The 19,831-nt window shown below is 67.6% G+C and carries 19 protein-coding genes; 6 read left to right on the forward strand and 13 right to left on the reverse strand.

The genetic code is table 11. The features are described from left to right. Window positions 1–30 precede the first annotated feature (30 nt). From pheS to infC, 5 genes are all read right to left on the reverse strand, one after another. Complete coding sequence (gene pheS, locus ACOCMM_RS13820) at window positions 31–1,083, reverse strand: phenylalanine--tRNA ligase subunit alpha (RefSeq protein ID WP_419554886.1); 1,053 nt, start codon at window positions 1,081–1,083, stop codon at window positions 31–33. Between the two features lie 156 nt (window positions 1,084–1,239). Next, a complete protein-coding gene (locus ACOCMM_RS13825; protein ID WP_419553716.1) occupies window positions 1,240–2,001 on the reverse strand; it encodes a TrmH family RNA methyltransferase in 762 nt (253 codons plus the stop codon). A 56-nt stretch (window positions 2,002–2,057) separates the two neighbouring features. Continuing rightward, complete coding sequence (gene rplT / locus ACOCMM_RS13830) at window positions 2,058–2,456, reverse strand: 50S ribosomal protein L20 (RefSeq protein ID WP_419553717.1); 399 nt, start codon at window positions 2,454–2,456, stop codon at window positions 2,058–2,060. 45 nt (window positions 2,457–2,501) lie between these two features. Beyond that, on the reverse strand, window positions 2,502–2,696 hold the full coding sequence (gene rpmI / locus ACOCMM_RS13835) for a 50S ribosomal protein L35 (protein WP_419553718.1): 195 nt from the start codon (window positions 2,694–2,696) through the stop codon (window positions 2,502–2,504). 106 nt (window positions 2,697–2,802) lie between these two features. Further along, window positions 2,803–3,411 (reverse strand): translation initiation factor IF-3, encoded by a 609-nt coding sequence (gene infC / locus ACOCMM_RS13840; RefSeq protein ID WP_419553719.1) that lies wholly within the window; start codon window positions 3,409–3,411, stop codon window positions 2,803–2,805. A 205-nt stretch (window positions 3,412–3,616) separates the two neighbouring features. On the opposite strand from infC, the gene ACOCMM_RS13845 reads away from it, so the two are divergent. Together ACOCMM_RS13845 and hisG are read left to right on the forward strand one after the other, a co-directional pair. Continuing rightward, the gene (locus tag ACOCMM_RS13845) at window positions 3,617–4,102 is read left to right on the forward strand and encodes a hypothetical protein (RefSeq protein WP_419553720.1); all 486 of its coding nucleotides are present in this window, start codon (window positions 3,617–3,619) and stop codon (window positions 4,100–4,102) included. Window positions 4,103–4,205: 103 nt separating this feature from the next. Next, a complete protein-coding gene (gene hisG / locus ACOCMM_RS13850) occupies window positions 4,206–5,081 on the forward strand; it encodes an ATP phosphoribosyltransferase (protein ID WP_419553721.1) in 876 nt (291 codons plus the stop codon). An 81-nt stretch (window positions 5,082–5,162) separates the two neighbouring features. On the opposite strand, the gene ACOCMM_RS13855 is transcribed toward hisG, so the two are convergent. The 5 genes from ACOCMM_RS13855 to ACOCMM_RS13875 form a co-directional block, all read right to left on the reverse strand. Further along, on the reverse strand, window positions 5,163–6,449 hold the full coding sequence (locus ACOCMM_RS13855) for a bifunctional 3,4-dihydroxy-2-butanone-4-phosphate synthase/GTP cyclohydrolase II (protein ID WP_419553722.1): 1,287 nt from the start codon (window positions 6,447–6,449) through the stop codon (window positions 5,163–5,165). 6 nt (window positions 6,450–6,455) lie between these two features. After that, on the reverse strand, window positions 6,456–7,061 hold the full coding sequence (locus ACOCMM_RS13860) for a riboflavin synthase (protein ID WP_419553723.1): 606 nt from the start codon (window positions 7,059–7,061) through the stop codon (window positions 6,456–6,458). Between the two features lie 11 nt (window positions 7,062–7,072). Continuing rightward, window positions 7,073–8,188 (reverse strand): bifunctional diaminohydroxyphosphoribosylaminopyrimidine deaminase/5-amino-6-(5-phosphoribosylamino)uracil reductase RibD, encoded by a 1,116-nt coding sequence (ribD, locus tag ACOCMM_RS13865; RefSeq protein WP_419553724.1) that lies wholly within the window; start codon window positions 8,186–8,188, stop codon window positions 7,073–7,075. Then, a complete protein-coding gene (locus ACOCMM_RS13870; RefSeq protein WP_419553725.1) occupies window positions 8,188–8,709 on the reverse strand; it encodes a MogA/MoaB family molybdenum cofactor biosynthesis protein in 522 nt (173 codons plus the stop codon). The genes ribD and ACOCMM_RS13870 overlap by 1 nt, the downstream gene beginning before the upstream one ends. Window positions 8,710–8,866: 157 nt before the next feature. Further along, window positions 8,867–9,373, reverse strand: a complete 507-nt coding sequence (locus ACOCMM_RS13875) for a hypothetical protein (RefSeq protein WP_419553726.1) — start codon at window positions 9,371–9,373, stop codon at window positions 8,867–8,869. A gap of 94 nt (window positions 9,374–9,467) precedes the next feature. On the opposite strand from ACOCMM_RS13875, the gene ACOCMM_RS13880 reads away from it, so the two are divergent. Beyond that, window positions 9,468–10,631, forward strand: coding sequence for an amidohydrolase family protein (locus tag ACOCMM_RS13880; RefSeq protein ID WP_419553727.1), 1,164 nt, complete (start codon window positions 9,468–9,470; stop codon window positions 10,629–10,631). Window positions 10,632–10,721: 90 nt separating this feature from the next. Further along, complete coding sequence (locus tag ACOCMM_RS13885) at window positions 10,722–11,138, forward strand: hypothetical protein (protein ID WP_419553728.1); 417 nt, start codon at window positions 10,722–10,724, stop codon at window positions 11,136–11,138. A 470-nt stretch (window positions 11,139–11,608) separates the two neighbouring features. On the opposite strand, the gene ACOCMM_RS13890 is transcribed toward ACOCMM_RS13885, so the two are convergent. Next, complete coding sequence (locus ACOCMM_RS13890) at window positions 11,609–11,947, reverse strand: hypothetical protein (RefSeq protein ID WP_419553729.1); 339 nt, start codon at window positions 11,945–11,947, stop codon at window positions 11,609–11,611. A gap of 5 nt (window positions 11,948–11,952) precedes the next feature. Next, window positions 11,953–12,186 (reverse strand): hypothetical protein, encoded by a 234-nt coding sequence (locus tag ACOCMM_RS13895; protein WP_419553730.1) that lies wholly within the window; start codon window positions 12,184–12,186, stop codon window positions 11,953–11,955. 280 nt (window positions 12,187–12,466) lie between these two features. On the opposite strand from ACOCMM_RS13895, the gene ACOCMM_RS13900 reads away from it, so the two are divergent. Both ACOCMM_RS13900 and ACOCMM_RS13905 read left to right on the forward strand, forming a co-directional pair. After that, on the forward strand, window positions 12,467–13,147 hold the full coding sequence (locus ACOCMM_RS13900; RefSeq protein ID WP_419553731.1) for a hypothetical protein: 681 nt from the start codon (window positions 12,467–12,469) through the stop codon (window positions 13,145–13,147). Next, entirely contained in the window at window positions 13,144–13,413 is a 270-nt protein-coding gene (locus tag ACOCMM_RS13905) for a hypothetical protein (protein ID WP_419553732.1), read from the forward strand. Before ACOCMM_RS13900 ends, ACOCMM_RS13905 begins: the two co-directional genes overlap by 4 nt. A gap of 112 nt (window positions 13,414–13,525) precedes the next feature. Here the strand turns inward: ACOCMM_RS13905 and ACOCMM_RS13910 are convergent, their stop codons facing one another. Beyond that, window positions 13,526–19,801, reverse strand: a complete 6,276-nt coding sequence (locus ACOCMM_RS13910) for a choice-of-anchor R domain-containing protein (protein WP_419553733.1) — start codon at window positions 19,799–19,801, stop codon at window positions 13,526–13,528. Window positions 19,802–19,831 lie beyond the last annotated feature (30 nt).

The following is a 19,831-nucleotide window of genomic DNA, read 5'->3' on the forward strand; positions in this document are numbered from 1 at the left end:
CGCGAACACTCATCGGTGTGACTTCCCGCATCAGAACTGGCTGAGGAATCGAATGTCGTTGGTGTACATGTCTCGCAGATCGTCGATGCCGTGGCGCATCAGCGCCAACCGGTCAATGCCGAAGCCGAATGCGAACCCGGTCCATTCCTCGAAGTCAATACCGCAGTTGGCGAGCACGTTGGGGTGCACCATGCCGCAGCCACCCAGCTCAATCCAGCCGGTTCGCTGACAGGTCTGGCAGCCAGAGCCCTCGCAGAGCACGCAGGTGATGTCGAATTCGGCAGATGGCTCGGTGAACGGGAAGTACGAGGGGCGCAGCCGTGACGAGATCGACTTGCCGAAATAGGCCGAGGTGAACTCTTCCAGCGTGCCCGCAAGATCGGTGAACGAAATGCCCCGGTCCACCACCAGGCCTTCGATCTGGTGGAACACCGGCATGTGGCTGGCATCTGCGGTATCGCGACGAAACACTCGTCCTGGGCAGATTGTGTATATCGGCGGCGGCTGAACCTCCATGACCCGGATTTGCACGGGCGACGTGTGGGTGCGCAGCAGCACGTTGGACGCCTCGCCGCCCTCGCCGTCGCCAAGTTCGGTTCGCTCGCCCAAGTCCAGGTAGAGCGTGTCCCACATGGAACGGGCGGGGTGCGCAGCGGGCAGGTTCAGCGCCTCGAAGTTGTACCAGTCGGTCTCGGCTTGGGGACCCTCGGACACCGTGAAGCCCATGCCGACGAACACGTCCTCGAGTCGCTCGGTGGTCTGTGTGACCAAGTGCAGGTGCCCCCGGTTTGGCCCCGGCGGCGTCTCGGTGAGGTCCTGCCACTCTCGTTGCAGCTGCTCACGACGTGCTCTGGCAGCGATTGCGTCGGCGGCTCGGTCGTACGCGGCACGCAGCTCCTGCTGGGCCTCGTTGAGCGCTCGGCCGGCTGGGGCGCGCAGCTCGGGCGCGAGCGAGCCGAAAGCTCGTTTGATCTGGCCGAGCGTCGACTTGCGCCCGAAGAGTCCCGACTCCACACGTGCCAGATTTTCGGCTTCCGTCGCTGCGGTCACCGCTGCCAGACCCTCGGCGCGCGCTGCGTCGATATCCGCCAACAGCGTGTCGAGTCCCCCTGCGGAAGCTGGGCCGTTCACGGCAGGCAGGGTACGAGTCCGCGGTGCAATCGCGAACTCAATTTGCCATCGACCTCCAACGACGTGCATGCGGGAGCGTCAGCCGCCATGGACGACGCACCCTCGGGCTCACCGCCGCAGGGCATACATCAGCACGGCGGCGGCGACGGCCACGTTGAGCGAGTCGACGGGATGCTGCATGGGAATCGTGACGGCAACGTCGGTGCCTGCCACCGCTTCGGCCGACGGACCGTGCGCCTCGTTGCCGATCACGAGGGTCATGCGTTCAGCACGCAGCAGCTCGTCCACTGAGACATCGCCGTTGGGGGTCGCACGCACCCGCACGTGCCCGGCGTCTCCCAGAGCATCGAGCACGTCGATTGTGGAGCGCCCGCGGCAGACGATGGGCCCGAATGTGAGCCCCGCTGCGCCTCGCAGCGCCTTGGGGCTCCACAGGTCGGTCGTGCCCTCGGTGGCGATGACTGCGCCGAAACCAGCTGCGACTGCGCTGCGGACCACGGCGCCGGCATTGCCTGGGTCGCGCACCGCTTCGAGCACCACGACCCGCGCGGCTGCCGCTGCCGCCTTGAGCGGCGAATCTGCGAAACGTGCGATCGCGAGGACCCCTTGGGGGTTCATCGCATCGGCGAGCGGGTCGAGAATCTCGGCAGGAACGGGGTGGACCGCACCGATCCGTTCCCGGAACCCGGCCCCCAGGCGCGTTGCATCCGGGTGTTCGTCGGACGCGCCGGAAGGCGCGTAGCGGTCGACTAACTCGGGTCGCGCGAAGACGGCTTCAAGCGTCGCGCCGCTGGCCAAAGCCCCGTCGACGGCTCTGGGGCCCTCCACGACGGACAAGCCCGTTGCGTCGCGCTGGCGCCGGTCGCGCACCAGCCGAGACAGCCGCGACAGCGCGGCCTTCGAAGGCGGCAGCGGGTGGGCTGTGCTCAGGCGGCTGAGTCGACTTGGCCGCCGTTACCGGCGGCTGTGTCGGTGAGGGCAACCTCGGCACGCTCGGCGATCGCAGCGAATGCTGCGGGATCGCTCACGGCGAGGTCTGCCAGGTTCTTGCGGTCGACGACGATGCCTGCCACATCCAGCCCGTGTATGAGCCTGCTGTAGGTGGTGCCGTTCTGGCGTGCAGCAGCGTTGATGCGCTGGATCCACAGGCGGCGGAATTCGCCCTTACGGGCCCTGCGGTCGCGGAACGCGTACTGCCCGCTATGCATGACCTGCTCGTTGGCGGCCCTGAATGACCTGCTCTTGTTGCCGTAGTAGCCCTTCGCCTTCTGGAGCGTCGCCTTGCGACGGGTGCGACTAGCCACGGATCGCTTGACTCGTGCCATGTGGATCCTCTCGCTTCTCTGGGATCGGGTCTGCGGAAACGGGGCTCAGCGGCCCAGCATCCGGTTGACTCGCTTGCGATCGGCGCTGGACACCTCGCCCTCGAGTGCTAAGCGCCGCTTGCGCGCCGACGACTTCTTCTCGAGCAGGTGATTGCGGTTCCGCTTGCGGCGAACGAGCTTGCCGGAGCCCGTGGTCTTGAAGCGCTTCTTGGCGCCGCTGTGGGTCTTCATCTTGGGCATGGTTTCAGTGCCTTGCTCTCTTGGCTCACTCGGTCTGGCTCACACGTTCTAGGTGCGTGAGTCTGTGGAACTGCGTCCGACGGCTGCAGCGCGGGCCGGCGGGGCGTCAGTCGCTGGGCGAGTCTGCGGCCTTGCGGCGCTGGCGCGAGATGCGGTCTGGGCTCAACAACATGGTCATGTTGCGCCCGTCCAGCCGGGGGAACTGGTCGACCTTCCCGATGTCGGCAACTGCCTCGGCGACACGCTCCAGGATCTGGCCGCCCAGTTCGGGATGGAACACCTCACGCCCTCTGAACATGACGGTGACCTTGACCTTGTGGCCGTCTTCGAGGAACTTGCAGACCTTGGCTGTCTTGGTGCCGAAGTCGCCGGAGCCGATCTTGGGCCGGTACTTCATCTCCTTCAGCCCCGCATGCGACGTCTTGCGCCGCGACTCCTTCGCCCGCTGTGCCGCCTCGTACTTGTACTTGCCGTAATCCATGATCCGGCAGACCGGAGGGGCAGCGTTCGGAGCCACCTCAACGAGGTCCAAGTCCATGTTTCGTGCGATCTGCAGGGCCTCAGGCACCGACTTGATGCCGATCTGCTCGCCGTCGGGTGCAACCAGACGGACCTCGCGGACCCTGATGTCCTCGTTGATCCGGGCGTCACCATCACTTGCGCGTGCTATGGCCGTACTCGCTTGTCCAAAGGACGCTCCTCGTCCACGCGGCATCCGTTGCGAACCCGGTACCGGAACGCGCCTTCCGGCGGTTCGGTGGGGGTCAGGACCCCGCTTGTTTCAGTTGTAGGGGCCGTAGGGTAACAGCGCTGGCTATGGGCGGCACAGTGGCGGTGCGGAGACACCGGCGCAGTCCGACACAGCGCCGAGGCGAGGTCGTTACAGGCCAGCGCAGTGATACGAGCTGGAGAGGTCGCCGATGAGCACGTTGTGGACACCGGAGGGTGAGCATCGCGTACCTCGCGAGGGCACCGGCGAGCCGTCGCAGGCTCCGCCCAGCGAGGCTGATGACGATGGCGGTGCGTACTCCGCTGATGACGACGGCGGCGCATTTGACATAGACCCCGAGACGGGTTTGCCGATCGATCCGCGTACCGGCGAGCCCTTCGATCCCGAAGAGCTGGCCGAGATGCAGGAGCGGCTGCGCGAGGCCCAGGAACAGCTGGTGTCGGTGCCGGCGGCCGAGATCGTGCAGAACCACATGATGGGACTGTTCGAGCTGGCGGCACTCCACCTGCAGCGGGATCCGCCTGACCTGACCGAGGCGCGCCTGCCCATTGATGCGCTGGGACTGCTCGTGGACCATCTGGCCGACCAGCTGCCCGCCGGTGAGACGCTGCGGGGCGCCTTGCAGCAGATCCGCCTTGCATACGTGGAAATCCACAAGCGCCAATCCGAAGCCTGAGCTGTCGAGTCGGCACACGGCGACAGCCCGCACGGCACGTCAAGAACTAGCACGGCAATAACCAGCACAGCTCGCAGCGGTGGCGCGGGTACCGTTACCGCCCGTGCTCAAGCTCGTGCTCCCAAAGGGCTCGCTCGAAGAGGCGACCCTGCAGCTTTTTGCTGATGCCGACCTGCCAGTTCGCAGGGGCTCAGCGGTGGACTACCGCGCAACGATTGACGACCCGCGCATCGACGACGTGCGGATCCTGCGGCCCCAGGAAATCCCGTCCTACGTTGCCGATGGTCTGTTCGATCTGGGCATCGCCGGACGCGATTGGATCGAGGAGACCGGCAGCGACGTCATCTCCCTAGGCGAGTTGCGCTACTCGAAGGCCACTTCGCGACCGGTGCACATCGTGGTGGCAGTGCCCGAAGCCAGCAGCTACCAGGCGCTCGCCGACCTGCCTGACGGGGTACGGGTGTCGAGCGAGTATCCCGAACTCACCCGTCGCCACTTCGCCGAGCGCGGCGTCGATGCCGATGTGCGGCTGAGCTACGGCGCAACCGAGGCCAAGGCACCCGAGATCGTGGACGCCGTGGTCGACCTCACCGAGACGGGGCGGGCCCTGCGAGCAGCCGGTCTTCGGATCATCGACGAGATCCTCACGAGTTACACCGAGATCTTCACCAACCGCGCTGCCTACGACGACCCGGCAAAGCGCCGAGCGATGACGCAGATCAAGACGCTCCTTGACGGGGTGCTCGACGCCCGCGGCAAGGTGCTGGTGAAGCTAAATGTGGCCCGCGAGCACCTCGATGCGGTGGTGGACGTACTGCCGTCGATGAAGGCGCCGACGGTGAACGAGCTGTGGGGCGGCGACGCTTACGCAGTCGAGACCGTGGCACCGAAGCACGAGATCAACGTGCTCATCCCGGAGCTGCTGGAACGGGGTGCGACGGACATCGTCGAGATGCCGATCTCCAAGATCGTCCCCTGAGCGCACCGCAGTTCGGGCATCTCGACGACATCAAGCCGGGCGAGATGCCGATCTCCGTGATCGTCCCCTGAACCCTGTCCTCTAGTCCGCGAGCGGGGGCGTCTGTTCGAGATCCAGGTCGCCCTGGGCCTCGTCGTCCATGAGGTGGCCCATGCGCATCTTCTTCGTGCGCAGGTAGGCCTGGTTGTGCGGGTTGGCTGGCGCCGTGGTCGGCACCCGCTCGACGATTTCGAGTCCGTAGCCGGACAGACCGCCGATCTTGTTCGGGTTGTTCGTCATGAGGCGCATCCGGTGCACGCCAAGCTCCGCCAGGATTTGCGCCCCGATGCCGTATTCCCGGCTGTCCACCGGCAGGCCCAGCTCCAGGTTGGCGTCGACGGTGTCGCGACCCAGGTCCTGCAGCGAATACGCAGCGATCTTGTGACCGATGCCGATGCCGCGGCCCTCGTGGCCGCGCAGGTACACGAGCACGCCGGCGCCCGACTCGGCGATGGCCTCCAGGCTGCCGTGCAGCTGTGCCCCGCAATCGCAGCGCATCGAGGCCAGGATGTCGCCGGTCAGGCATTCGCTGTGGACGCGCACCAGCACCGGCTCGGAGCCCATGACGACCCCGTAGGTGAGCGCCAGGTGCTCGGTGTCGTCGAAGTCGCGGAAGACGTGCCCCATGAACTCGCCGTAGATGGTGGGGATGCGGGCTTGCGCGATCGGATCCACGAGGCGCTCGTTGGCGCGCCGGTAGCGGATGAGATCGGCGATGGAAATGAGCAGCAACCCGTGTTGATCGCGGAACTCGACGAGATCCGGCAGGCGGGCCATCGACCCGTCGTCGTTGACCACCTCGCAGAGCACCCCGGCGGGATGGCACCCCGCCAGCCGGGCAAGGTCCACCGCTGCTTCTGTGTGTCCGGCCCGCTTGAGCACGCCACCGGGGCGATAGCGCAGCGGCAGCACGTGGCCAGGCCGGTTGAAGTCGTTTGCGCTCGACTTGGGATCGGCCAGCAGGCTCAGGGTCTGTGCCCGGTCTCCCGCTGAAATTCCGGTCGTGGTGCCTTCGGCTGCATCCACGGTGACCGTGTAGGCAGTGCGCATCGACTCGGTGTTGACGGTCACCATCAGCGGCAATGCCAGCTCGTCGAGTCGTTCCCCCATCAAGGGAGCGCAGATGACCCCCGATGTGTAACGGACGAAGAACGCCATCGCCTCTTGCGTGGCGTGCTCAGCCGCCATGATGAGGTCGCCCTCGTTCTCACGGTCCTCGTCGTCGACGACCACGACGATCTCGCCGCGTCCGATGGCGTCGATCGCATCGGGAATGGCAGCGAACGGCGATTGGGCGGGCGCCCCTTCGGCTGTGTTGTGGTCGGTCATGCCGGACTAGTCATCGTTGGTTCCGGGACCATTCTGCCCCAGCAGACGCTCGACGTAACGAGCGAGGACGTCAACCTCAACGTTGACGGGGTCGCCGGGCTGCGCGGTGCCGATGGTGGTCATCGCCATCGTGTGCGGGATGAGTGCCACCGAGAACTCGCATCCACCGGTGTCGTCGTCGTCGATGTCGAAACACGTGAGGCTGACGCCGTCGAGCGTGATCGACCCCTTCTCCACCAGGTATCGGCGCAATCCCCCGTCGGAACCCACAGCGACGCGCAGGTCAGGGCCAGGTCGCGTGATCGTTGCCACACCGTCCACATGACCCTGCACGATGTGGCCGCCGAGCCGGTCTGCATAGCGCATTGCGCGCTCGAGGTTCACTGAATCGCCCGCTGCCAGCGAACCGAGCGCAGTGCGACTGGCAGTCTCGGCGGTGACGTCGGCCTCCCACCAGCCATCCCCCATTGCGACGACGGTGAGGCAGCAGCCGTTCACGGCGATCGAATCGTCGATGGCGCTGTCAGCGAGCACGACGGCCGCATTGAATCGGTATCGCTCACTACCGCTGCCGGCGAGGCTGCCGAGTTCCTCGACGATTCCGGTGAACATCGCTGGTCCCTTCAGCGCGCCGTGCTAGGGCGCGGATCGGGAGTAACGGTACTGGCGGGATCGTCGCTGGACTGCGGCACGGGGTGCCCGACGGGGTGCAATCTGACGCGCAGGTCCCCGCCGACGTGGCGGACTTCAGCGATGTGGCCACGCCAGAACTCGCTGATCGTGGATGCGCCAGCGCCCGCGAGCAACGGGAGCCCGTCATCGCCGCCTGCGAGCGCAGGCGCGAGATACACGACGTATTCGTCGACCAAGCCAGACCGGTGAAACTCCCCCGCGACGTGGGCACCGCCCTCCACCAGCAGCTCGACGACGCCTTCCGCGGCCAGATCCCTCAGCACTCTGGGCAGCGGCCCGCTTACCTCGGTGCAGGGTTGCACGTTTGCGCCAGCCGGCGCTAAGCCGAGCACGAAGCGGCGCGGGTTGGTACCCGGTGCATCGCGGACGGTCAGTGACGGGTTGTCTGCACGCACAGTGCGAGCACCCACCAGCACCGCATCGCAGCGTGCGCGCAGCGCGTGGACATCGGCACGGGCTTCGGGCGAGGTGATCCACTGCGATGAACCGTCGGGCGCCCCGATGCGGCCGTCCAGGGTGGCGGCCAGCTTGAGCACCACCCAGGGCCTGCCGGTGCGGCGCTGCTGCAGGTAGGGACCGAGCGAGGCCTCGACATCGCCGAGACCTTCGATGACGTCGATTCCTGCGGACCGGAGCGCAAGCGTTCCCCGGCCTGACACGTGCGGATCGGGGTCGGCGACGCCGATGAAGACGCGGGCGATTCCGGCGTCGATGATCGCTTCGACGCACGGGGGCGTGCGTCCGGTGTGCGAGCAGGGCTCCAGCGTCGTGTACAGCGTGGCCCCTGCGGGGTCCGTGCCGGCCTCGCGCGCCGCGTCCAGCGCCACGATCTCGGCGTGTCGTCGCGGAGGCGGCTCGGTGGCCCCGTCAAACGCCTCGCCGTTCGCCGTGACGAGCACGGCGCCCACCCACGGATTCGGCGCTGTCGTGCCCCGGACGCTCTCGCCCAGATCGATGGCCGCCGCCATCTGCGCAGCGTCAGACTCCGTCGCCGGGTTCACCAAGCTCACCGGCTCGCTGTGGGGAGCCGGGTCATCCGGGCACATCAGTGAAGCCGTTCGCCTGCCAGCAGGGCCAGCGCGTGCGGTAACACATCGGCCACTGCCTCGAAGCACTCCACGCATCCCTTGGTGGAGCCGGGCGTGTTCAGCACGACCGAGCGACCGATGATGCCGGCGACGCCCCGCGACAGCCGGCCCAGGGGGTTCACCAGCCGCATCGCCTCGGCGAGCCCCGGCGCCTCGCGCTCGATGACGGCGCGGGTCCCTTCGGGTGTGAGATCTCGTTCGGTGAAGCCGGTGCCGCCGGTCGTGACGATCAGGCCTTCAAACCCATCGGACAGGGCCTGCAGCGCCTCGGCCACCGTCTCGATGCCGTCGGCAACCACACGGCGTTCGACCACCTCGTATCCCGCGGCAGCCAACGTCTCGCCGAGCGCTTCGCCGCTGCGGTCCTGCCGAGTGCCAGCGACAACGCCGTCGGAGACCGTCAGCACCTTCGCCGCGAGCCCGTGCGCCGGGTCGGGCTGATCGTGGCCATGATGATGCCCCGCATGCGATCCGGCCATCGCGGCAGGCTACCGACGGTCCGCAGAGCGTGACGCTGGCGACTAGCGCGCCCCCCGCTTCTCCGACACACCGGGATTGGGACGAGTCGGCCGGGGCGGCGCAGCCGGCCTCCCCGCTTGTGGCTGCTGTACCTTCTTCCGGTTCCGTCGTCTCTTCCTAAACACGGGCTGCATCTCCCAAAGCGATGATGACGCCGACAACTTCTACAGGCAACAGTAACAAGCCTCGGTCGAACCACTTCGACCTGGCGCTCAGCTGCTGACGATTGAAATTGGTCTGGTCACCGAGCCAGAGGGCCAGCTCACAGTGCAGTTCCGGCAAGTCAGCCGGAGGATCTCCTTCGACATATGAGCCTACGATCACACCGGCGTCGTGGACGAATTGACTCTCGCCAGGACGCCAGATCATGACCGTTGCCACCACAACTCCAGCAAGTCCCGCGACGGCAAGGACGGCTCCTGCCAAACCGAGCCAACTCATTCCAACTGGCCGGCCTTCGACGAAGAAGAGCCCCGCCGCTAGCCCACCTGCCACCGCCGCGATGGACAGCAACGCACCCGCTCGATCGCGGGTGTCGCGAAGTGTTGATGCTTGCTCACCCACGGCGTTGAGACCCGCTTCGTAGGCGAGCTTGTATCCGTCAGCGTCCCCGAAAGCCACCATGGACGCAACCTAACTCGGCAGCCCAATCAGCCAGCCAGGAATTTCCGACCACCTGAAACGGTCACTGTGCGCAGCCCGTCACTAACCTGCGGGCATGGCCTATGCGCGCAATCGGACTTACCTCGATGCCGACAGCCACCTCATGGAGCTGCCGGACTTTCTGCGGGCTCATGCGGACCCGGGCATCCGGGATCGCATCCCCGACATTGACTTCGCCAATGGTGGGCGTCTCACCGACGACATGGAGCTCGCAGCGCGAACCCGCGCCCACCCGTCCGAGACCGTCGCGGAGCTGACGGCTCTGGGAGACGACCTGATCGCGGGGCCCAAGGGGTATCAGGCGCTGGGTGCCTTCAACTCCGCGGAGCGCTCCACGGCGCTGGACTTGCTCGGGTTTGCCCGGCAGTTCGTCTTCGCCACGTTCAGCGTCGGCGTGGCGTTTGATCCCCGAACCGATCTCGACGTGCGCTACGGGGCAGCCCGGGCACACAACCGGGGCATGGCCGAGTTCTGTGCCGACGACGACCGGCTGATCGGCGTGGCACTGCTGCCGCTGGACGATCCGCAGATGGCTGCAGCTGAAATGGAGCACGCGCTCGAACTGGGATTGGGCGCGATGTGGATCCCCCACCGTCCCGCAGGCGGTGCGTCGCCCGGGCACTCAGACCTTGATCCGGTCTGGGCGCAGATGGCCGATGCGGGCGTGCCGTTCGTGCTGCACGTCGGCGGGGATCCGCTGCAGATCAAGCCCGAGTGGATGGACACCGGCCGCCCAGTGCCGACAGACTGGCTCGGCGGCGGCGAGAACGTTCGCGGCAAGGACATGGTTGCCCTCCATCACGCTGCGGAGACCTTCGTCGGCGTGATGGTGCTTGACGGTGTGCTGGCCCGGCACCCGAGCCTGCGTGGCGGTGTCATCGAGCTGGGTGCCGCCTGGGTGCCCCAGATGCTGCGCCGGCTGGATCAGATCGTCGAGATCTGGAAGCGATCCGAGCCGGATCTTGCGGCGCTGGGCGAGGCGCCATCGGACCAGATCACCCGGCAGATGGCGTTCACGCCATACCCGTTCGAGGATGTCGGCGCCATGATCCGCGACTCGAACGAGAACCTCTACCTGTTCTCCAGCGACTACCCGCACATCGAGGGCGGCCGCAATCCCCTCGGGCGGTTCAACTCGTCGTTGGAAGGGTTCGACGACCGAGTGCTCGACCGCTTCTTCGCCGACAACATGGCGGACCTGCTCGAAGCCCAGTCCTAGCGAATTCAGCCCTGACACCACTGATGGGTCCATTCGTGGTAACCCCGCGATGAGACCTGCCCCCGACCTGACCCAGAATCGAGACCGCCAATGAACGAAGTCCGTGAAGTCGCCTTTGATCTCGACACCGTCCGCATCGTGCTGCACGTGCTGGCCGTGACGGTGTGGATCGGCGGTCAGATCGTGGTCGGCGCAGTGGTGCCCGTCGTCAGCCGTGCCTACCCGGGCTCCGGCAAGGTCGCTGCGAAAGCCTTCTCGCGGGTGGCGTGGCCGGCGTTCGGCATCGCGGTCGCGACCGGGCTGTGGTCGATGCTCAGCATTCCGAGCGAAGAGACGAGCTCGGGTTGGGCGATGCTGCTCGGCATCAAGATGCTGCTGGTGCTCATCTCCGGTGTCGGCGCGCTGGTGCATCAGAACGCCGGCGACAACGTGGCCAAGCGAGGCATCAGCGCCGGTGTGTCGCTGTTGTTCGGTCTGACAGCGCTGCTGTTCGGCGTGATGCTCTAGGAGACCGCTCATTTCGACTGCGCATCAGCGGACAGCCCCGGTCCTCCTCGACTCTGCGCAGATTTGCCGCCACAGACGGCAAATCTGCGCAGAGAAGGCTTGGCGCAGCCGCTTCGCCTGACGACAGCCCCTACCAGACGGCGCCGGCAGCCTTGAGTTCGAGGATCTGCTCCTCGTCATAGCCGAGCTCGGCGAGGATCTCATCGGTGTGCTCGCCCTTGTCGGGTGCCATGCGCTCCAGTCGTGTGGGCGTCTTGGCGAACCGAGCCGGAAAGCGGGCGGTGCGAACCTGGCCGACGTGGGGCGTGAACCCCGCCGTGCGGGCGTCGGCGACGAATCCTGTGGTGTCGTTGGTTCTTGTCGCCGCCCACGGTGCGCCATCTGGGCATCAACGGTTCCACGCATGCCGACAGTGTCCCGCGCCCGCCCGCCCAACGTGAGCACCAACCACCGACTACTTCAGCACCCTGCTAAAGGTCGATCGCCAAGCCCGAGTCGTCTTCTGCGGAGACTTCGAGTTCTGCGGGAATGCCAATCGACTCGCCCGCGATTCCAGGCCCGTACGTGCGGCGCGCATCGAGAGCGTCGATGCCAAGTATCGCTCCGACTCGAGACCAGGGCATGCCGGCAGCGAGCGCCGAGCGCACCGCATCGGCGACCGCTTGCTCGCATTGCGCACGGGCGCGCGCCGCGCGCTCGAGAAGCAGTTCGGCCACGGGCACTTCGCGAGCCCGCTCCGGGAACTCGTTCTCGAACCAATCCGCCAGCTCGTCGGCTCGCTCCTCAATCTCCCCAGACGTCCAGCCCATGCGTTCTACTCCAGATAGCGAGGCCGCGCTGGCATAGCGTGGACGACGGTCTCGCGGCCTTCCTCGTCGGCGACGACGCCGACTTCGAGCGGTTGACCGCTGCGGTCACCGCCGATGTACATGATGAAGTTCTCGTCGTCCTCGTCACGGAAAGCACGCATGGGGTTGCGGTAGGCGTGAAGCATGTCCTCGTCGCTGATGCCGTGCCGTCGCGCGCTGTGCCGAACGACCGGATCCACTACGGCAGTGTAGGTGCATCAGTTGAGGGCGAACGGCCCGGCGCACTCGCGCCGCCAGTGGTTTCTCGGACGCAACAGCCGATCAGTGCGGGCGAGTGCTATCACCCGGTATCGGAGGCCCGCTTCTGGCAAGACGGCCGACTGGTCGCCACTGCGGTGCAGGAGGCACTGGCCCGCCTCTGACGTGCCTGATTGAGCGGTCCGCGCCATCGGCTCGGACATGTGCATGTCCTCGCCGCTCGAAGCCAAGGCTGTCGTTAGGATTTCGGAGGTGGCCGAGATGAGCGAAACGCTGCGACGGGTGTTGCAGTCGGCCGCTCGCTTGCAGTCGGTTGTCCCCGATGCGGTGTTGGTGGGAGGCTCGGCAGCGGCGCTGCATGCAGGGCATCGAGACTCGTTCGACCATGACCATGTCTTGGCCGATCTGGTCGATCGTTACGAGATGATCCTGGACGCCGTCGAGGCAACTGAGGGCTGGGCGACCTCGGTGCGCGCATCGAAGCCGCCGTTCACGATCATGGGCAGCCTCGACGGGGTCGAGGCCGGTCTGCGCCAGATGCGCCGCAGCCGGCCGCTCGAGACCGTCGAGATCGATGTCGGCCCCGGCGCGGTCGTCGTGGCGCCGACCGAGCCGGAGGCGCTGCGGGTGAAGGCGTTCCTGGTGGTGCAGCGCAACGTGGTGCGCGACTACCTCGATGTGGTGGCGCTGGCCGACCACCTCGGGTCTGACACGGCGATCGGAGTGCTGTCGGCGATCGACGACTTCTATGTCGACCGGTCGGGCGATCGGGCATCGGTGCTGACCTCGCTGGTGATGGCACTCGCTGAGCCGTCGCCGCGAGACACCGACGTTATCGACGAGTTGCCTCGCTACAAGGGACTCGACCGGCGCTGGCACCGCTGGGACGATGTGGTGGAGGCCTGCCAAGGGTTGGCCTTGCACTTGGCAGGTGCGGTGTGAGCGCGCTGCGGTTTCGCAATGTCGACGCCGACCCTGCCGACCCCGTCGGCGCATGGCCCTACGAGGCGCTGGTGGCCGCCATCGACCGGGGCACGGTGCCCGACTGGCAGCCGATCTTCGCCGAGATTCGGAGATCGCCTGCCGGGCCGGTGGCCCAGCGGGTGCAGCGCTACCTCGTCTACCGCCCCCACGACGCCGTCAGCACACTGTTCACGCTCGCCATCGAGTGCGCCGAGAAAAGCACCGGTCTCACCGAGCAGCGCTGAGCCCAACTCCGCAGACCGGCAGGTGTACGCACACCTGCACAGACTCCGCCACTCAGAGCATGCGCATCGAACATCAAATCGGGAACCGTGGGATCGTCCGGCCAACGCCGTGCTAGCGGACGAGGGTGAAGATCGGCGAGATGGCGTAGATCGGCCTGAACTCAGTGTCGTTGCCGGTCAAACGCCCCTCATCGAGATCGACGGCGCCGACAGGGCCAAAGTTGGAATTCGACTTTCGCTCTCGCTCTTGCTCATTCCCGTTCACGATGAGCGGATGCCTATTCAGCAGGCTGTCATAGCTCCTCGGCGAGCCCGCGGCCACCATCCCCATGCTGCTGCCCATGGGGAACAGCGGGTCCGCGTCCCCAAGAGCGTCGCATCCGGTCCACACCATCGCATTCTTCTCGAAATGGGCGGAGTTCCCGGTGGCATACGCGCCGTAGGTGGTGTTCTCCCACCCGTTGCCGTAGAAGTCGGCGTACTGCTCCACGATGAGGGTGGGGGTGGGATGGTCGTCCCAGCCGCCGTCGAGCCAGTGGACCGGCACGCCTGGGGCGCCCGCTTCGGCGATCTTGGTGTTGGTCACCGCGTCGACCCCAGCAGTGCACACCACCGCTGTGAACTGCGAAGCGACCCTGTGGATGACCGGATCGGTGTACGGCACGGCGACTGTTTCGCCCCGCACAAGGGTCCCCGCAGCTTCCTTTTGCACAAACGCGTTGTAGTCCTCTATGTCCCCCGACGTGGGCAGTATTCCGCGTTGTGTGACGAATACCAGCCTGAACTGGTCTCCCACCTCGGCACCGTCGGGGATGTGCAGCCAGCTCGTGGTCACCGGGACACCGCGGGCCACGAAGGGGGCATTGTCGTTGACCACGGTGTACACCGCGATCTCCAGCACATCGCCGTTTGTGTCCGCCGACAGGCTGTCGAGGCCCTTGCCCCGGTAGAGCGCGTCCGCCAAGCTGGCGCCCGACACCGCGCCCGGGTCCTCGCTGTTGCTGGAGGTCTTCGCCAGCCGGTGCGCGGTGCCGCGGTTGTGGCGCCACACCAGCACGTAGGAGGTGTCAGGCGCCAGATGCGTGTCAGGCGGCGCCTCGAAGAAGCTGTGGCCGGCCGCGAACTCGCTGGGGCTGAGGAGGTCGAACAGCTTGGCGCCCGGCAGCCCGCCCGCGTCGGCGTACACAGACACCGACACCGACGACGGGTCGTCGGGGAGCCTGCCGTCAGAGCCCTCGATGTTGACGCCGATCCCCTGAAGCCGGTACCCGTACAACGCGGCATCGGACTCGGAATCATCGGTCTCGCAGCAACCGGTGGTGAAGCCCTGGGTGAGCACTGTGTCGGCGCCGCCGGCGGTGGCGTGGCCGTTGTCGGTTTGTCCGAGGTTCTGGGCCATGGCGGCGAGGGGCTCGCCGAAGACGGCCATGATCGGCGGGTCGCATGCGAACTTGGTTGCGTCTGTTGTGCCGTCGATGCTCACCCCGGCCGCGGCCGGGATGTCCACCGCGGTGGAGGTGGTGCAGGCGTGGCGGCCCACCACGGTGCCGCCCATGCGTTCGAACGAGCTGATGTCCTGGAAGAGCACGTATGAGTTGCAGGTCTCTGCCATCGTCATTTCGTCCGTCGTACACCCTCCGGGCACGGTCGCGCCTTGGGGGGCGGTGAACTCGTTGATGCCGAATATCTGGCGTGTGCTGGTCATGCGGAACAGCTCGTCGCCTCCCGAGCGCACCTGCCACGGGTTGGTGTACAGCCCGTTGCGGGTTGTGGTGTCGTCGCCGGTGAAGGTGACGCCGCGCAGGAGGTAGCGGTCCGCGGTCCCGACGGTGAACGCGACGCGGGGCTCGTCGCCGACCGACACGACGTCCTGGCCGTCGCTTGATTGGGTGTAGGTGGAGGCCAGGATGCCGCTTGGGCGCTGGGCGCCGCTGACGGACAGGCGCAGCACGCCGGTGTCCGAGCCCTTGTTCTGGAGCGTGGCTGCGGTCTCGCCGCCCGCGTCCTCGTTGTCGGAGGCGGTCTCTTTGATCGACAACGACGCGCCGAAGCCCGACAGCACGACGAAGTAGTCGACGCCCTGGTACGCGAACGCGCCGGGCGGGGCGGCGAAGTCGTTGAGGCCCACGGCGAAAGAGGGCGGGTTGGCGAAGTCGAACAGCTTGGTGTGCGCGGCCGCGCTGTGGCCGAACCCGGGCGGGGGCCCCGCCCACAACGACACCGTCAGGTCCGACGGGGCCGCGGCCAAGTCGATCGACACGCCCGAGATCTCATAGCCCTGGCCGTGGGTGCCCAGCTTGAAGCCCATCGCGTACTGGGCGGTGATGTTCTTGGTGGCCGAGCTCGTCTGGGCGGTGTTGGCGACCAGCGCCGACGCCTCCAGCCGCGGCGCCAACGCGGCAAGCGGCCCGAACGGCAGGCTGGCCACCGCCTCGGAGGTGCCGCCGGGGTCGGTGAACGACACCACCACCTTGACCAGATGGCCGACATCGGCGGCCACGCGCCGATAACGGGCCGTCCCGTCGCCCACCTCGGTCTCGGCGCCGCTCACCGCGTCGACGCGCACCCACTGGTAGGAGAAATCGGGCTGGATGCCGGTGGTGTCCACGCTGCCGATATTGGGGAGCCCGTCGGGATCGCCCACGCGCGAGGCGTCCACAGCCAAGATGCCCGGGTCCTCTGCCGAGGCCACCACCCGCGGCGCGCCGGTGGCGTTTTGGGTGTGCCTGCCGTACACCGCGATCTTCAGCGCATTGCCGCCGGTGTCGACCGTCAGGCCCGAAAGGCTCGCGCCCCGATGGAACGCGTCCGCCAGGCTGAACCCGGCCAGCGCGCCGGCGTCGGCGCTGTTGCTGGCGGTCTTGGCCAGCCGGTGCGCGGTGCCGCCCAGGTGGGTCCACACCAGCACGTAGGACGTCTCGGGGTCCAGCGTGGTTCCCGGCGGCGCCTCAAAAAAGCTGTGGCCCGCCGCGAACTCGGCCGGGCTGAGCAGGTCGAACAGCTTCGCGCCCGGCAGCCCGCCGACGTCCGCGTGCACCGACACGGCCACCGACGACGGCCCGTCGGGAAACGAACTGCCCGAGCCCTCGATGCCGACCCCGACGCCCAAGAGCTCATAGCCGTCGGAGTCCGCGCCGGTGGCGAAGCCCTGGGCGAGGACTGTGTCGGTGGTGTCGGCGGCGGAATAGCCGTTGGCGGTCTGGGCGAGGTTCTGGGCCATCGCGGCGAGGGGCTCGCCGAAGACGGCCATGATCGGCGGGTCGCATGCGAACACGCCGGTGTTGCCGTCGAAGCTCACCCCCGACGCGGCCGGCTCGTCCACCGCGGTGGAGGTGGTGCAGGCGTGGCGGCTCAGCACGACGCCGCCCATCCGCTCGACGGTGCCGATGTCCTGGAACAAGTCGTACGAGCCGTCTCCCGCGACGGTGGCGCCCTGGGGGGCGGTGAACTCGTTGACGCCGAATGTCTGGCGTGTGCTGGTCAGCCGGAACAGCTCGTCGCCTCCCGAGCGCACCTGCCACGGGTTGGTGAAGCCCCCGTTGCGGGTTGTCGAGTCGTCGAGGCTGAACGTGACGCCGCGCACCAGGTAGCGGTCAGCGGTGCCGACACTGAACGCGACACCGATCTTGTCGCCGACCGACACGATCTCCTGGCCGTCGCCTGACTGGGTATAGGTCGAGACCAGGATGCCGCTTGGGCGCCGGGCGCCGTTGACGGCCATGCGCAGCACGCCGCTGCCCGAGCCCTTGTCGGCCAGCGCCGCGCCGGTCTCGCCGCCGGCGTCCTCGCTGTCCGATGAGGTCTCGTTGATCGACAAAGACGCGCCGAAGCCCGACAGCACCACGAAGTAGTCGGCGCCCTGGTACGCGAACGTCCCCTGCGGGGCCGCGAACTCGTTGAGGCCTGCCGCGAACGAGCCCGGGTTCTCGAACTCGAACAGCTTGGTGTGCGCGGCCGCGGCGCGGCCGAACCCGGGCGGGGGCCCCGCCCACAGCGACACCGTCAAATCCGTGGGGGCCGCGGCCAGATCGATCGACACGCCCGAGATCTCATAGCCCTGCCCGTGGGCGCCCAGCTCGAAACCCATCGCGTACTCGCCGGTGATGTTCTTGGCGGCAACGGGCGTCTGGGCGGTGTTGGCCACCAGCGCCGACGCCGACAGCCGCGGCGCCAACGCGGCAAGCGGCCCGAACGGCAGACTGGCCACCGCCTCGGGGGTGCCGCCCAGATCGGTGAACGACACCACCACCTTGACCAGATGGCCGACATCGGCCGCCACGCGCCGATAACGCGCCGACCCGTCGCCCACCACAGTCTCGGTGCCGTCATCAGCGTCCACGCGGATCCACTGATAGGAGAAGTCGGGCTGGATGCCGGTGGTGTCCACGCTGCCCACATTGGGGAGCCCGTCGGGATCGCCCACACGCGACGCGTCCACAGCCAAGATGCCCGCATCCTCCGCCGAGGCCACCACCCGCGGCACGCCGGTGGCGTTTTGGGTGTGCCTGCCGTACACCGCGATCTTCAGCGCGTCGCCGCCGGGGTCGACCGTCAGGCTGTCCAGGTCGGCGCCGCGGTGGAACGCGTCCGCCAGGCTGAACCCGGCCAGCGCGCCGGCGTCGGCGCTGTTGCTGGCGGTCTTGGCCAGCCGATGCGCGGTGCCGCCCAGGTGGGTCCACACCAGCACGTAGGACGTCTCGGGGTCCAGCGTCGTTCCCGGCGGCGCCTCAAAAAAGCTGTGGCCCGCCGCGAACTCGGCCGGGCTGAGCAGGTCGAACAGCTTCGCGCCCGGCAGCCCGCCCACGTCCGCGTGCACCGACACGGCCACCGACGACGGCCCGTCGGGAAACGAACTGCCCGAGCCCTCGATGCCGACCCCGACGCCCAAAAGCTCATAGCCGTCGGAGTCCGCGCCGGTGGCGAAGCCCTGGGCGAGGACTGTGTCGGTGGTGTCGGCGGCGGAATAGCCGTTGGCGGTCTGTGCGAGGTTCTGGGCCATCGCGGCGAGGGGCTCCCCGAAGACGGCCATGATCGGCGGGTCGCATGCGAACACGCCGGTGTTGCCGTCGAAGCTCACCCCCGCTGCGGCCGGCTCGTCCACCGCGGCGGAGGTGGTACAGGCGTGGCGGCCCAGGATGACGCCTCCCATCCGCTCGACGGTGCCGATGTCCTGGAACAAGTCGTACGAGCCGCCTCCCGCAACGGTCGCGCCCTGGGGGGCGGTGAACTCGTTGACGCCGAATATCTGGCGTGTGCTGGTCAGCCGGAACAGCTCGTCGCCTCCCGAGCGCACCTGCCACGGGTTGGTGAAGCCCCCGTTGCGGGTCGTCGAGTCGTCGAGGCTGAACGTGACGCCGCGCACCAGGTAGCGGTCAGCGGTGCCGACACTGAACGCGACACCGATCTTGTCGCCGACCGACACGATCTCCTGGCCGTCGCCGCTCTGGGTATAGGTCGAGACCAGGATGCCGCTTGGGCGCCGGGCGCCGTTGACGGCCATGCGCAGCACGCCGGTGCCCGAGCCCTTGTCGGCCAGCGTCGCGCCGGTCTCGCCGCCCGCGTCCTCGCCGTCCGATGAGGTCTCGTTGATCGACAACGACGCGCCGAAGCCCGACAGCACCACGAAATAGTCGACGCCCTGGTACGCGAACGTCCCCTGCGGGGCCGCGAACTCGTTGAGGCCTGCCGCGAACGAGCCCGGGTTCGCGAACTCGAACAGCTTGGTGTGCGCGGCCGCGGCGCGGCCGAACCCGGGCGGGGGCCCCGCCCACAACGACACCGTCAAATCCGTGGGGGCGGCGGCCAAATCGACCGACACGCCCGAGATCTCATAGCCCTGCCCGTGGGCGCCCAGCTCGAAACCCATCGCGTACTCGCCGGTGATGTTCTTGGCGGCAACGGGCGTCTGGGCGGTGTTGGCCACCAGCGCCGACGCCGCCAGCCGCGGCGCCAACGCGGCAAGCGGCCCGAACGGCAGACTGGCCACCGCCTCGGGGGTGCCGCCCAGATCGGTGAACGACACCACCACCTTGACCAGATGGCCGACATCGGCCGCCACGCGCCGATAACGCGCCGACCCGTCGCCCACCACCGTCTCGGTGCCGTCATCAGCGTCCACGCGGACCCACTGATAGGAGAAATCGGGCTGGATGCCCGTCGTGTCCACGCTGCCCACATTGGGCAGCCCGTCAGGATCGCCCACACGCGACGCGTCCACAGCCAAGATGCCCGCATCCTCCGCCGAGGCCACCACCCGCGGCACGCCGGTGGGGGACTGGTTCGGCGGAGTCTGGGCTTCGACGGTCCCGGACATGATTGCCAGAGCGGCGATGACGCCCAACCCAATGAGCAGTAGCGGGAGCGTCGCGCGACGCCGGACGGCGATCACGGCCTACCTCCAGCTAGCGAGAACCGAGAG

Source organism: Candidatus Poriferisodalis sp. (assembly GCF_965198245.1).
Taxonomy (GTDB): Bacteria; Actinomycetota; Acidimicrobiia; order Acidimicrobiales; family Poriferisodalaceae; genus Poriferisodalis.

What these genes read in the sequence shown, in the direction of transcription:
- ACOCMM_RS13890 (WP_419553729.1), bottom strand. Translation starts at nt 11,947, where the DNA reads ATGGGCTGGACGTCTGGGGAGATTGAGGAGCGAGCCGACGAGCTGGCG.
- ACOCMM_RS13900 (WP_419553731.1), top strand. Translation starts at nt 12,467, where the DNA reads ATGAGCGAAACGCTGCGACGGGTGTTGCAGTCGGCCGCTCGCTTGCAG.
- ACOCMM_RS13870 (WP_419553725.1), bottom strand. Translation starts at nt 8,709, where the DNA reads ATGGCCGGATCGCATGCGGGGCATCATCATGGCCACGATCAGCCCGAC.
- ACOCMM_RS13885 (WP_419553728.1), top strand. Translation starts at nt 10,722, where the DNA reads ATGAACGAAGTCCGTGAAGTCGCCTTTGATCTCGACACCGTCCGCATC.
- infC (WP_419553719.1), bottom strand. Translation starts at nt 3,411, where the DNA reads ATGCCGCGTGGACGAGGAGCGTCCTTTGGACAAGCGAGTACGGCCATA.
- rpmI (WP_419553718.1), bottom strand. Translation starts at nt 2,696, where the DNA reads ATGCCCAAGATGAAGACCCACAGCGGCGCCAAGAAGCGCTTCAAGACC.
- ACOCMM_RS13875 (WP_419553726.1), bottom strand. Translation starts at nt 9,373, where the DNA reads ATGGTGGCTTTCGGGGACGCTGACGGATACAAGCTCGCCTACGAAGCG.
- ACOCMM_RS13855 (WP_419553722.1), bottom strand. Translation starts at nt 6,449, where the DNA reads ATGACCGACCACAACACAGCCGAAGGGGCGCCCGCCCAATCGCCGTTC.
- ACOCMM_RS13860 (WP_419553723.1), bottom strand. Translation starts at nt 7,061, where the DNA reads ATGTTCACCGGAATCGTCGAGGAACTCGGCAGCCTCGCCGGCAGCGGT.
- ACOCMM_RS13880 (WP_419553727.1), top strand. Translation starts at nt 9,468, where the DNA reads ATGGCCTATGCGCGCAATCGGACTTACCTCGATGCCGACAGCCACCTC.
- rplT (WP_419553717.1), bottom strand. Translation starts at nt 2,456, where the DNA reads ATGGCACGAGTCAAGCGATCCGTGGCTAGTCGCACCCGTCGCAAGGCG.
- ribD (WP_419553724.1), bottom strand. Translation starts at nt 8,188, where the DNA reads ATGTGCCCGGATGACCCGGCTCCCCACAGCGAGCCGGTGAGCTTGGTG.
- ACOCMM_RS13845 (WP_419553720.1), top strand. Translation starts at nt 3,617, where the DNA reads ATGAGCACGTTGTGGACACCGGAGGGTGAGCATCGCGTACCTCGCGAG.